At 59.6% G+C, this 13495-nt stretch carries 11 protein-coding genes; 2 read left to right on the forward strand and 9 right to left on the reverse strand.

Annotated elements, in window-relative coordinates; translation table 11 throughout:
- Positions 1-30 precede the first annotated feature (30 nt).
- The 9 genes from ILT44_RS28020 to ILT44_RS28060 form a co-directional block, all read right to left on the reverse strand.
- Positions 31-975, reverse strand: coding sequence for an adenylate/guanylate cyclase domain-containing protein (locus tag ILT44_RS28020; RefSeq protein WP_204242900.1), 945 nt, complete (start codon positions 973-975; stop codon positions 31-33).
- 403 nt (positions 976-1378) lie between these two features.
- Entirely contained in the window at positions 1379-2299 is a 921-nt protein-coding gene (locus ILT44_RS28025; RefSeq protein ID WP_204242901.1) for a ribokinase, read from the reverse strand.
- 33 nt (positions 2300-2332) lie between these two features.
- Positions 2333-2779, reverse strand: coding sequence for a ribose 5-phosphate isomerase B (gene rpiB / locus ILT44_RS28030; protein WP_201864359.1), 447 nt, complete (start codon positions 2777-2779; stop codon positions 2333-2335).
- A 65-nt stretch (positions 2780-2844) separates the two neighbouring features.
- Positions 2845-3636, reverse strand: coding sequence for a transporter substrate-binding domain-containing protein (locus tag ILT44_RS28035; protein WP_372441272.1), 792 nt, complete (start codon positions 3634-3636; stop codon positions 2845-2847).
- A 34-nt stretch (positions 3637-3670) separates the two neighbouring features.
- Positions 3671-4426: an amino acid ABC transporter ATP-binding protein gene (locus ILT44_RS28040; protein ID WP_204242903.1), complete on the reverse strand. Its 756-nt coding sequence runs from the start codon at positions 4424-4426 to the stop codon at positions 3671-3673.
- Position 4427: 1 nt separating this feature from the next.
- Positions 4428-5096: an amino acid ABC transporter permease gene (locus tag ILT44_RS28045; protein ID WP_204242904.1), complete on the reverse strand. Its 669-nt coding sequence runs from the start codon at positions 5094-5096 to the stop codon at positions 4428-4430.
- Between the two features lie 10 nt (positions 5097-5106).
- Positions 5107-5790 (reverse strand): amino acid ABC transporter permease, encoded by a 684-nt coding sequence (locus tag ILT44_RS28050; protein ID WP_204242905.1) that lies wholly within the window; start codon positions 5788-5790, stop codon positions 5107-5109.
- A 16-nt stretch (positions 5791-5806) separates the two neighbouring features.
- Positions 5807-6739 carry an NAD(P)-dependent oxidoreductase gene (locus tag ILT44_RS28055; RefSeq protein ID WP_204242906.1) on the reverse strand — a complete coding sequence of 311 codons (933 nt, stop codon included), beginning with the start codon at positions 6737-6739 and terminating at the stop codon, positions 5807-5809.
- A complete protein-coding gene (locus tag ILT44_RS28060; protein WP_204242907.1) occupies positions 6736-7488 on the reverse strand; it encodes a FadR/GntR family transcriptional regulator in 753 nt (250 codons plus the stop codon). Before ILT44_RS28060 ends, ILT44_RS28055 begins: the two co-directional genes overlap by 4 nt.
- A gap of 621 nt (positions 7489-8109) precedes the next feature.
- On the opposite strand from ILT44_RS28060, the gene ILT44_RS28065 reads away from it, so the two are divergent.
- Positions 8110-10479 (forward strand): calcium-binding protein, encoded by a 2370-nt coding sequence (locus tag ILT44_RS28065; RefSeq protein ID WP_204242908.1) that lies wholly within the window; start codon positions 8110-8112, stop codon positions 10477-10479.
- A gap of 1067 nt (positions 10480-11546) precedes the next feature.
- A complete protein-coding gene (locus ILT44_RS28070) occupies positions 11547-13421 on the forward strand; it encodes an adenylate/guanylate cyclase domain-containing protein (RefSeq protein ID WP_204242909.1) in 1875 nt (624 codons plus the stop codon).
- The last annotated feature ends 74 nt before the right edge of the window (positions 13422-13495 follow it).

The raw sequence follows: 13495 nt of genomic DNA on the forward strand, positions 1-13495 counted from the left end.
GACATCTATTCCTCCTTTGCCAAGGAGGGGTCAGGTCTTCGTTTCGTCAGGGGGGCAGTTTCTCAGTTCGGCCGACACCTCGACCTGAGCCGCCTTCATGAGGGCGGCGTAAAGGGCTTGGTAGGCCCTACGACTGGCCTCTCTCCGGCCACCCTCGTCGACAGGAAAGATCGATAATACGCCGTCTCCAACGAACTTCAGCACATCGCCACCATGTTCGCGAACGGCTGCGACAACAGTTCCAAAATAGCGGTCAAGATGTTCCAGGAGCTGCTCGGGGGAGAGTCGTTCGGAGGAGCCTGTGTACCCTCTCAGGTCGGTCAGAAGGACGGCGGCTTCCAATTCAAAGCAGTCGCCCTGCCGAATTGCACCCGCCGTGACCCGCTTGGCGGGACCATCTCCGAGATAGGTTTGAAGAAGGCTCTCCGTCGAGCGGCGCATGGCAGCCGGCTCCAGTGCCGCTGCGAGGAAGGGGCTCAACTCCTCGATAAGAGCTATATGGTGCTGGCTGAAGCCCCTGAGGTCATCGGTTGTAAAGGACGCTCCCTGAACTGATCCATCCCCGTAGATGATCGGAATGGCCAAGTAATCTTTGCTCCCCGCCGCCGCTAGCTCAAACAGCACAGGGTGATCGTGTCCCGGATTGAGATGGAGGAGCGAGCGCCGGAAGCTGGTCCGGGTCTTGACGACATGTTCGAACGGGCTCCCGGTGTATGAGCCTGTTGCCAGTACGCTGCGGGGAACGGTGTACTCTTCGGCTCCCGACCCGCGCACCCAGATGACCCCCCAGGCGCTAATGAGAGGATTGAGGAGGCGCTGCCCGACCCGAACTCGCCAGAGAGGGGTGCCAGCAGCGACCAATCTCTCACAGTGCTGTGCCACAATGCTAGTTGGAGTGAGCGCCACGCGAGCTGGCCCAACAAGCCACTTGGCGAGTTCGAGGATGCTGAGGCCTGAATTGAGTTCTTCGGACACGGCTCAAACCCGCTTGTTGCATCCGAGCTTCATGCGGGCTGTCATGCCAGAACAATCCAGCAAGAAGGAGGCTGCTGGCTCTCGATCAGTTCAATTCTCCGGACACCCTGCTGATCAGCTCACAGGTTGCTGAGAGCGAGAGACATGCCTCGATCAGAGGTCGCCTTCTGGCACGGGGCTGACCTAAGCGGAATGTCCGGAGCCTAAGGGAATGCAGACCTTTACACAGCCACGCTGAAGGGCAGGACGTGACCCGTTCCGGACCTTCCCGATGACGACAATGTCGCATTGCTCTTAGGGACTCCTCGATGGAACTCCAACGGGGCGCTGGTGAGGCTGCCGTTCAGATTAAGTGTAGGGACTGTTAGAACCTCTCGCCTCCGCTCCGGCTGTGCCTTTTCACCTAGCCAGCGCGGGTTGTTCCGAGTTGCTCGCGCGTTGGCATGCCGGCCTGCGCGCCCGGAGCGAGGCAAGCCAAGGATGCCCCACGGACAGCCCGTCGAAGAGCGCTCGTGAAGGGCATGGCTTCATCAAGTCCATTGGCCAGGACACCGACGAAGGTGTCTCCGGCTCCGGTGGTATCAATAGGCTGGATCAGCTCCGCTTCAACCCTCTCGCTGTGCCCGTCTGGGTGAAAGGCAAACGCCCCGCGCGCGCCCGCGGTGACGACGCAAAGGCAGCCCTTCTCCGATAGATAGGTCCCGGCATCCCTGAAATCGTCGTACTTGCAGCTAAGGAGTGCTGCCGCCGCAATCGCCTCGTGCTCGTTGACAACGAAAATATCCGTAGTGCCGAGGAGATTGGAGAGGTCACCAGCCGAGAATGACGGCGGAGCGGGTGCAAGGTTCCAGATGACGCGCCCACCCGCCGCTCGCACATGAAGGGCAACGCCAAGGGAGGCAGCGAAAGGGACCTCCATCTGGAACACCGCGACCGTCGCGGCATCCACGGCAAAACCATGGACCGCTGCTTCGGTCAGCGAGGCATTCGCCCCGCTGGCGACTGTGATCGCGTTCTCACCGCGCTCGTCGACGGTGATGAAGGCGCATCCGGTCGGCTCGGCACTATTCGCGACGAGATCAGCCATGACACCGTTGCGAGCGAGGTTGTCGCGTGCCGATCGGCCGAAGGCGTCGTTGCCGACGCAGGCCACGATTGCCACTTGTTGCGGCGACGATACGCGTGCGGCGGCGACCGCTTGATTCGCGCCCTTCCCGCCGAACAAGGTCTCGTAACGCGACGAGAGGACGGTCTCGCCGGGCCGTGGAATCGCGGCCACGCGGGCGACCAGATCGATGTTGATGGAACCGAAGACAAGGATCATGTCACACGCGCCTGCTGTCGAATCTATTTGGACTCAGCCTTCGGCATCCATGGCGTGAAGCATTTCCACGCGGCGACGGCAGTCCTCGTCGGTGGAGAATTCCGCCGTTAGGTAGGACTCAACGAGATCCTGTGCGAGCCAAGACCCGACGATCTTGGCGCCGATGCACATCACGTTGACGTCGTCATGCTCAACCGACTGATGCGCTGAGTGGATGTCGTGGCAGACGGCGGCGCGAATGCCCTTGACCTTGTTGGCTGCGATCGACGCACCGACGCCGGTGCCGCAGACCATAATACCGCGCTCGGCCTCGCCGGACTTGACCTTCTCGGTCAATGCGCGGGCGATGTCCGGAAAATCGACGGGCTTATCATCGAAGGAGCCTACATCGATGACCTCATGGCCGAGCGAGCGAACGTGTTCAACCACCGCATTTTTGAGGGGCCATCCCGCATGATCCGACCCGATTACGACGCGCATTTGATAACCTTTCCTTCATGGTTGCAGGTCGGGTGGCGCTCAGCGCCACCCGATGTCTCCCTGGCTCAGCTCCGCATTTCCTGCGGCAGCTCGCTGCCATGGAATTTCTTGTAGATCTCGTTCAGCTTGCCGTTCTTCAGATTGGTCGAAATCCATTCATTGAGCTTCTCGACCAAGCGCGGCTCACCCTTGCGCACACCGATGGCAAGGTCGAAAGTGCGGATGAGCACCTTTGGTTCGAACGCACGGGCTGGGTTCTTGACGCCAATCTGGTTCACGATCGTTGCGGACGTCGCGACGCAGTCGGCCTGACCCGAGACGGCAGCCGTCACCATCGTGGCATCGTCGTCGAAGCGGGCGAGGGTGAGGTTGCGATCCTTCATGTTCGTTAGTTCGGTATCCTGCGTCGTGCCACGGGAGACGGCGATCGTCTTGCCCTTCAGGTCGTCCCAGCCCTTTGCCTCAACGGTCTTCAGGCAGCCAACAACGGACTGCAAGGCCGCATAGGCCTTAGTGAAATCAATCACCTTTGCGCGCTCAGGCGTTACCGAGAGGGTCGAGATGATGATATCAGCCTTGTTGGTCTGGACGTTCGGGATCCGCGTCGCGCCGGTGGTCTGGATGAACTCGAGCTCCAGCCCAAGATCCTTGGCGAGAAGTTGGGCCGTTTCCACGTCCGATCCCGTCGGCTTGAGATTGGCGTCCATCATGCCGGACGGCGGGATTGCCAGGTCGGTCGCGATGCGAATTTTCTTGGCCTTCATGATGTCGTCGAGGAGGTCGGCATGCGCGGCTGTGGTGCCGAGTGCCACCATGCAGGTCATTGCCACTGCGGCAGCGGATAGCGGGCGCTTCATCATCGTGGTCGTCTCCCTAAGTCTTGGTTGTCGTTCAAAGCCCTGCGCCAACGAACTGGGCGAGTTCCGGAGTTGCGGGCGATGTCAGGATCGCGGCAGGTCCTGTCTCGTGGACCTTGCCGTGATGCATGAACACCACCCGGTTGGCGATTCCTTTGGCAAATCCCATCTCGTGCGTGACCATCACCATGGTCATGCCATCCGCAGCGAGCGCCTCAATGACCTTCAGAACCTCGCCGGTCAGTTCCGGGTCGAGGGCCGAGGTCACTTCGTCGAACAGCATCACCTTGGGCTGCATGGCGAGCGAGCGGGCGATTGCCGCGCGCTGCTGCTGTCCGCCGGAGAGTTGTTCGGGATATTGGTGGAGCTTGTCTTCCAGGCCCACCTGGGCAAGGACCCGGCGAGCCTGCTCCTTCGCCTGAGCCTTCGAGATGCCCTTCACGGAACAGGGGGCGAGGGTGATATTCTCCTCAATAGTCAGGTGAGGAAACAGATTGTAGCTCTGGAAGACGATGCCGACGTCCTGACGTAGCGCTCTTAGGTCGAGCTTCGGGTCGCTGACGCGATGGCCGCACACGACGATCTCGCCGCTGTCGATGGTCTCGAAGCGGTCGATGCAGCGAAGAGCGGTGCTCTTGCCCGAGCCGCTGCGCCCGATGAGGACGAGAACCTCGCCGCGATTGACCTCGAAGCTGACGCCGTTGAGTACCTTGAGCGCTCCGAAGCTCTTGTGCACGTCCGAAAGGCCGACGACCGATGAAGCGGCATCTGTTCTGGTGATCTTGTGCATGTCAGGCAGCCTCAAGTTCGATGCGGGCCGGGCCGCCCCGCATTTCCAATCGGTGACTAAAGCGCGAGAGCGGATAGCAGAGGGCGAAGTAGATGACGGCGATGATGGTGTAGATCAGGAATGGCTCGAACAGTGAGTTATTGATGATCTGCCCGGACCGCGCGAGTTCCACGAAGCCGACCACCGAGGCCAACGAGGTGTTCTTGATGATCTGCACCATGAAGCCCACGGTCGGAGGCGTCGCGATCCGAATGGCTTGCGGAAGGATGACCTTCATCATCCGCTGGGACCGGCTGAGAGCGAGCCCCTCCGCAGCCTCCCATTGCGGCTTCGGAACGGACTCGAAGCAGCCGCGCCAAATCTCTCCGAGATAGGCACTGACGAAGATCGTGAGCGAGGCGCCTGCGGCCATCAGGGGAGAGACAGTCACGCCAAGCGCCGGCAGCCCGAAGTAGGTCAGGAACATGATGACGAGCAGCGGCGTGCCCTGGATGAGTTGAACATAGCCGGCGCTGAGAAGCCTGACGATCCGACTCGGCGAGATGCGGCAGAGGGCGACGATGAAACCGGCGATGCCACCGCCGAGAAGGCCGATGAGCGACAGGCCGATGGTCCACAGCGCGCCGTATCCGAGGAACATCAGGTGATTGGCATTGAGGGAACCGCCCATCTTCTCCTCCTCACAAAGGGGTGCCGAGGCGTCGACGACGCGGGAAGATCACGAGACCGAGAAGCCAGAACCCGGCCCGCATGACCAGCGACAGGATGATGTAGACGATCGCGACCAGGATATAGGTCTCAAACGCGCGGTAGGTGTCGGACTGAATGTAATTTGCAACCGCCGTCAGCTCCTCGGCCGAAATCTGGGATGTCACGGACGAGGCCAGCATCAGCAGCACGAACTGGCTCGTCAGCGACGGGTAGACCTTCTCGATCGCCGGCAACATGACCACATGCCAGTAGATCTGGGCGCGCGACAATGCCAGACCTTCGGCGGCCTCGATCTGACCGCGGGGAATAGCGTCGAAGCCTGCGCGGATGATCTCGGTCGTGTATGCGCCGACATTGATGGTGAGCGCCGCTGCGGCGACCGTGAAGGCGGAGAACTTCAACCCCAGGCTGGCGAGGCCGAAATAGACGAGGAAGATCTGGACCAGAAGCGGCGTGTTGCGGATCGCCTCGACATAGATGCCGCAGATCCGCGCAACGACCGGATGGCTGCTGCGTCTGCCGATGGCACCAAGGACGCCGATGACAGTACCCAGCACGGTCGCGATGAAGGCGAGCTGGAGGGTGAGCACCGCCCCGTCCAAAAAGGCTGGCCATCGCTCGAGGATTGCGGCGAAATCCAGGTTAAGGTTCATCGTAGGTGATCCAGCACTAGGTTGCAGCCTGGTTCGTCATCCGGTCGTAGACCCGGAACAGAGCCTGGTTGCCGTTCGTGCCTTCACCATGGGCGCGCGCCTCGACATACTGGCTGGTGACCAGCGCCGTGCCCGGCAGCGGAACCGACAGCGAGAGAGCCTGCTCCTGCACGAGGCGAAGGTCCTTGAGCATCAAGTCGATGCGGAAGCCGGCGGATGCATCCCCGGCGATCATCGCTGGCCCCAGCTTGTCGAGCATCCAGGAGGCGGCCGAGCCGCCCAGGAGCACATTGCGGAGCTGTTCGAGGTCCACGCCGGAGGCGCGGCCAAGCGCAAGCGCCTCGCAGATGGCCTGGAGGTTGATGCCGCAGACGAGCTGGTTGCAGAGTTTGACTGTTTGGCCGGCCCCGGCCTCACCCACATGGGTGATCGTCGTGCCCATGGCCCGGAAATACGGCTCCGCACGCAGGAAGGCGTCTCGGTCGCCTCCGACCATGATCGAAAGCGAGGCATTCTTGGCGCCGACCGGGCCCCCGGACACGGGCGCATCGAGGAATTCCACGCCGCCGGCCTTGAGATCGGCATGCATGCGCCGGACAGCGACAGGAGAGATCGTGCTCATGTCGACGAGGAGACGGCCGCGTGGCGGCGACGCTAAAAGGCCGCCTTTGCCATAGACGATCTCCTCGACCTGCGGCGTGTCGGGGAGCATGGAAATGACGATGTCCGCGTCTCGGGCCGTATCGGCCGGACTCTCAGCGCGGGTGGCACCTTGGGTAACGAGGTCGTCGATGGCCTCCTTGCGCACGTCATAGGCGCAGACTGCAAATCCGGCCTTGAGCAGGTTGAGCGCCATCTCGCGCCCCATCGTCCCCAGGCCGACAAAGCCGACCGTCGCGTTCTGATCGTTCCGTCGCATCGCGTCTTCCTGTTCTTGGTCAAGTGTCATGAGGCGCTCCGGGCGTCGGATTCGCCGATCGCGGCGCGTCTACGGAAATCGTCGCCGATCGCGAAATGCTCTCGCAGGACCCTCTCCGCATGCTCCGGGTCTCGGCCGACGATAGCGTCAAAGATCCGGCGGTGATCCTCGATCAGGTAGGTTTTCATGGAGTCGAACACCTGAAGAAGCTCCCGGCGACCGCGATGGGAGCGCATCAGAATACCGGACAGCGAGTTGTGCAGTACGATCAGCGTCTCGGACTTGCCTGCGTTCACGACGGCGCGGTGAAAGTCGAAATCGGCCGCGCTGCCGCCGTCGGGATCATCGATCGTATCGACGATGCGTGCGAGCGCCTGCTGCAACCTCTCGAAATCGGACACGGTGGCCCGCTCGGCGGCAAGCCGGACGGCTTGGCATTCAATCGCGATGCGCGCCTGCATCACGTCGTCGACGACGTCAGACTGCTGGGCGAAGGCGAAGGTGAAGAAGTCGTTGAGAACGGACGGGTCCGGGCGGCGAACGATTGTTCCGACCCGATCGCGGATTTCTACGACGCCGAGGACCGTCAGGGCGCGCAGCGCCTCGCGCAGGATTGGTCGGCTCACACCGAGCTGCGCAGCGAGATCGCGTTCAGGGATAAGCCGGTCACCCGGTCGCAACGAGCCCGCAAGCAAACGCTCGCGCAAGAAGGCGAAGACCTTCTCGAACCCCTTGCCGCCACTCTCCCTAAGCCGCGTGATTTCCAGATCAGCGGTCATTCATCTTACCTTGGTCAGACCAGAATACATACCAAGCTCATCTGGTCAAGCGCAGAATGCTTCGGTGGATTTGCGAAGGGTCTAGGATAAGGTTCCGGCTTAGCAGATGAAATGCAACTAAGTTGCATCGCGGGTCCGTAATCGGTTGGATTTTACGACTAGGCCTTACGCATCACGGACCCGATTGAGCCCACGTAAGGTGTCGCGTACAGCAATCTGTTGAGGATCGTCCCGCGACCTATCGTTCGATTGGGAAGGTCGTGTTTTGGCACTTCTGTGAAGTAACCCGAGTGTCAGCTCTGGCAGCGAATACCGGACATTCCTGAAGGGCAAGGGAACTACCGTGCCTGGCCCTTTGCGGTGCTTGACGGTTCCTACGCAACAGGCCGTTCCCTGATCAGTTCGGTAACTGTTTGCTTCACCCGAGGCATGACTGAGTGACCCTTTCGCATGGAAAGGACCCTCCTGGTGCAAACTATACGGCCAAGGTGACGTAGCGCACATGCAACACGCCGTCAGGAAAGTAAGTCTATCCGCGAAGAAGCGCTTTAACGATAAAGCATTTCTTCATAGTACCGTTATAAACCTACGGCAACCGAATCACATTCAGGAATAATGACAATGGGAACTCCTCAACGTTGGGGCACAGACATTTACGTCAGTGGCTTGGGAGATAACGACGAGCCGCAAATCACGGCGCTGGCCGATGGCCGCTTCGTGGTGGCTTGGATCGATAACTATGCGCAGGAAATCCGCGCTCAGATCCTCAATGCCGACGGATCGCCGCATGGCAGCCGATTCACGATTGGGGGCACTGCGTACGGCGAGCAAATGCACCCGAACATCGCATCGCTTGCGGATGGCCGCTTCGTTGCTGTCTGGACGGATCAGAGCGATCCTAAGTACGACGATAACACCGGTAGTGCCCCTGGCCACAGGGCTGATGTCTTTGGCCAAGTCTTCAACATTGATGGCACGGCGAGTAGCGAGGCGTTCAAGGTCAATGTGAATGTTCCGCCAACTCACGCTTTTCATCAGCCGGGCGTCACGGCACTCGAAGATGGTGGGTTCGCGATCACCTGGCGCGACTACATGGCGTCCGAGGCACCAGGCGTGAATGTCGCCGGAGTGCGGTTCGTACGTTATGACAGCCAGGGCAGCCAAGTCGTTGAGCCAAAGCTGATCGACTCCTCTTCTAACTACAGTGACGTGCAGCCTGTCGTTCAGGCGCTCGACAACGGCAACCTCGTTGTTGTCTGGTCCCAGGGAACCATCACCAACGAGATCAACCTGCTTGCAAGGATCGTCGATGCCGATGGCAATAAGATCGAGGAGCTGGGGGATATCGGCGCGCCTTATACCGACGTTGCCAACGTGGTTCAGATCACTCCGGACATCACGAAGCTGGCCGATGGTGGTTTCGTGGTGACCTGGAAGATCCAGGATGAGAGCACAGGTGCTCACGACTTTGCCGTCTGGGCCCGGGTGTTCGAGGAGGATGGCTCAGCCCGCACCGAGGCCTTCAACATCAGCCCTCCGGAGAATGTGTTGGTAGACCCTGTCGTGACCGCTCTCAGGGATGGGCGCTTCATGGTCACTTGGGCGAACTTCGTTCTCGAAGAGACGAACGACTCGGAGATCAAGAGCCAGGTTTTTACGGCAGACGGCATCAAGGACGGTGGCACTTTCACCGTTCACGCTCCGGATGCGTGGGCTCACGATCAGATGCCAAGGGTCTCGACGCTCGTGGATGGCCGAGTCGTTGTGAGCTGGTGGCACGATGGAGGGCCCACGATCCGTGCGCAGATCCTCGATCCACGTGAGGCGGCTATCTTGCTGACCGGAACAACGTTCAATGACGATTGGGTCGGCACAGGTCTCGGCGATACATTCGACGGCGGGGCCGGAAACGACCAGATTGAAGCCGGTGCCGGTGCCGATGCGATCTCGGGCGGCGAGGGCTTCGATACAGTGACTTTCGCCCATGCCGGAGCGGGCGTTGCAGCCTCCATGACCGGAGGCTGGGCCGGAGACGCAGCCGGTGATACCTATACCTCTGTCGAACAGATGATCGGATCGAAGTACAGCGACCATCTTCTAGGCGGGGCCGGTGCCGACGTGCTGCGGGGTGGAGCGGGAGACGATATCCTCGACGGCGGTGCAGGGGGAGACTTGCTCGACGGCGGTGAGGGCTTCGACTTTGTGTCCTTTGCCAGTTCCACATCAGGTGTGACGGCAGGGCCCGGCAATAGCGCGGGGGATACCTGGATTTCCATCGAGGGTCTCATCGGATCGGCTCATGCCGATACGCTCACCGGCACCGGCGCATCCGTGCTGGCAGGTTCGGACGGCAATGATACCTACTACGTCAGCGGCAGCGATCGAGTGATCGAGGTTGCCGGTGGTGGCTATGACACCGTCATCTTCACTGGCACCTATCAGCTCAATGCTGGTGCCGAGGTGGAGGAACTCAGGCTCGCTGGCGCTTCCAGCAAGGGGTCCTACAGCATTTCCGGGTCTAACGGGGCCAACACCCTGAAGGGCAGCGTGGGCAAGGACACCCTCAAGGGCTTGGATGGCCAGGACAAGCTTTATGGTGCGTCTGGTGATGACAAGCTCTATGGCGGCTACGGCAATGATCTGCTGTTGGGCGACAGAGGCAAAGACAGTTTCGTGTTCGATTCCAAGCTCGGGACCTCCACGACCGATCGCAAGGTGAACTTCGACACCATCTCCGACTTTTCGATGAAGGACGACACGATCCAGCTGGAGAACAAGATCTTCACGAAGCTGAAGAAGACCGGCACGCTGAAGAAGGACTTCTTCGTGACCGGCACCGAGGCCAACGATAAGGACGACTACATCGTCTACAACAAGAAGGCGGGTGTGCTGTCCTACGATGCCGACGGCTCGGGCAAGGGCAAGGCGATCGAGTTCGCCCAGGTCAAGAAGGGGCTTGCTCTCTCCCACCTGGACATCCTCGTCATCTGAGTTCTTCACAACAACGATCGCCAAAGGCGGCTCAGTGCCGCCTTTGGCGATACCCAAGTAGATCTAAGCACAATCTCTTATGGAGGAAGATAAGGAAGAGCGAACGTGGGACATACGACAAACCAGCCGTGGATTTGGGGAAATTGTGTCCCTCTCATTCTAAAGCATCTCAATCGTATTGGGTCGGAGCGAGAATAAGGTGCGCTATGCGGCCACGGGCGTGGTCTGCCTCATTGATGTCCCACTCACCGGGGCAGGCGCTGGGCCGGGTTGGGTGGTCCCACTTTCCGAGGTAGCCTTGAACCGGAGAATGTAACTCATTCTCCGGCCGCCATAGCCTGACGTTAGCTACGCTTTTGATTTGTTGAAGCTCAGGTTTTGGCACGAGGCGGAAGTAAGCCGAATTTCTGTAAAGGCGCGACAAGCTGACCTTCATTTAATTCGTCCAACGTTACACTTTGACCCAGAGCTGACTCTAGCTAGTCGAGGAGCATTTGCCTTCTGCGCAGCACGACCTCTTGGACGGCTCTGGCCTCAGCGGTTCTCCAAGTCCATCTCAGTTGCCGTAAAATCCGTACCCCTATTAGACTTGGCAAAACGGCGGCTTAGCTTGGTTTGCTAGTGTCTCACGTTAGGATGTGCTGACGGAGGCTTCTAAAGGCGCTCGAACGCAACTCTGTCCGTTTCTCTAAAGGCAATTGTGCAAGATTGCATGATATTCTTCCCATTAGCGCCAGGCAGATAAACTGACTCAGTTCCAAGGAGAAGCCATGCAGGGCGAACCCACGATTTGGGTGAGCAGCGCCACAGGATTGAGGGTGCCAAAGCTCGGCTAATTCGCCGCGAGAGGGTGACGCGCTTGGTCACCCTCCTGAATGCAATTCTTCTCGCTCTTGTCGTGAACGATCTCCCGGCCCGGCGAGCTGGACAGATGCCAGTCAGTGACGTTGCCGCATAAAGCGTGGCCTCATCTAAGATAAGACATCCATGAACCGCTGGAGTATGCTGAGAGTGGGCTAGATTTGAGCAACCCGCGAGCGTGGCAAGACGCACAGACTGGTAGTCACATGGGCAATCCCATCGTGCGCAGACGGTTGGCCGCCATCCTCGCAGCAGATGTAGTGACCTATAGCCGCCTCATGGATTTGGATGAAACAGGCACTCACACAGCCTGGAAAGCTCATCGCAGCGAACTGATCGACGCCACAATCATTGGGCATGAGGGCCGTACCGTCAAGCTCATCGGTGACGGTTTCCTGGCGGAGTTCCCGAGCGTTGTGAATGCGGTTGCTTGCGCGGCTGCGATCCAACACGGCATGCGGGAGCGTAATGCCGGGTTGCCGCGAGATCGCCGGATGGAGCTTCGCATCGGCATCAACCTCGGCGACGTAATTGTCGAGGGCGACGATATCTACGGGGACGGGGTCAATGTGGCGGCGCGGCTCGAGGGCATTGCCGAGCCGGGCGGGATCATAGTCTCTGGAGCTGTGCGGGACAATGTCGGCAACCGGCTCGATCTTCGGTTTGAAGACATCGGCGAGCAAAGGCTCAAGAATATCGATAGGCCAGTGCGCGCTTATAGCGTCCTGCTCGACATTCCCTCAGCGCTCGTGGCGAGCCGGTTGGATGTAGGCTCACAGAAAACTTGGAGTATTGAGAAGCCGTCCATCGTGGTCCTCCCCTTCAACAATATGAGCGGTGACCCCGAGCAAGAGTATTTTGGCGACGGGATTACCGAGGACCTTATTACTGACCTGTCGAAGATCTCCGGCCTGTTCGTTGTCGCCCGCAACACATCCTTTACCTACAAGGGCAAACCCGTAAAGGCGCAGCAGCTGAGCCAGGATCTCAGGGTCACCTTCATCTTGGAAGGAAGTGTTCGAAAGGTCGGCTCGCGCGTGCGCGTCTCCGCACAACTTGTCGATGGCAGAGACGGCGGTCACTTGTGGGCCGACCGCTACGACCGCGATCTCACTGACATCTTTACCATTCAAGACGAGATTACCCATTCCATCATTGAGCAGCTGAGGATCAAGCTGCTGCCGGAGGAGAAGGAAATTATCAGCCGGGTGCCGACTGAGAATATGGAGGCATATGGATACTATCTGAGAGGTCGACAGTTCCTGCATCGGCATTCAAAATCTTACTACGTTCTGGCAAAGCGCATGTTCGCTAAGGCAATCGAGCTCGATCCGCTGTATGCGCGGGCGTATGCCGGATTGGCCGACTGCGATTCCTTCCTCTTTCTGCACTATAACGCCGATGTCTCGACCGACAGCATTCTAGCGGCGAGCGCCAAGGCGCTGGATCTGGAATGCGGCCTTGCTGAAGCGCATGCGTCGCGTGGCTTGGCGCTCTCGCTGCGCGAGCGGTATCCGGAGGCAGTCGCAGAGTTCGATCAGGCAATCGCATTTGACCCTAATCTGTTCGAAGCGCATTATTTCTACGCTCGCGCCTGCTTTGCTCAAGGGAAGCTTGAGGAAGCCGCCCGGCTTTTTCAGCGTGCGGCAGAGCTCAAGCCTGACGATTATCAGGCTTTGCTTGTGCTCACTGGGATCTACCGATCTCTTGGGCGTGAGCAGGAAATGCAGGAGGCGGCGCGAGAAGGTGTTGCGTGCGCCGAGCGCGAACTCCTGTTGCATCCAGGAAACCCGAGACCCGCCTATTTGGGAGCTGTGGGTCTGGCCGTTCTTGGCGAGCTTGATCGGGCTAAGGAATGGGCGGAACGTGCTCTAGTTATCGATCCTGATGATGGACTCACAAAGTACAATGTGGCCTGCGTCTGCTCTCTCGTGGGTGAGCATGAACGAGCAATCGACTTGCTGGTGGACCTCCTTCCGAGCGCCACCCAGGAGAGAAAGAGCTGGGTGAAACACGACTCTGATCTCGATCCGATCCGCCGTCATCCACGTTTCGCGGAAGTACTTAAACTCCTTACCTAGGCCATGTGGACGGATTGGGTTGAGCAACGGGTAGGTAGATTCCCAAATCAGCGCGTCGATGATTCATGGCGGGT

The organism is Microvirga arvi (assembly GCF_016892765.1).
Classification (GTDB): Bacteria; Pseudomonadota; Alphaproteobacteria; order Rhizobiales; family Beijerinckiaceae; genus Microvirga; species Microvirga arvi.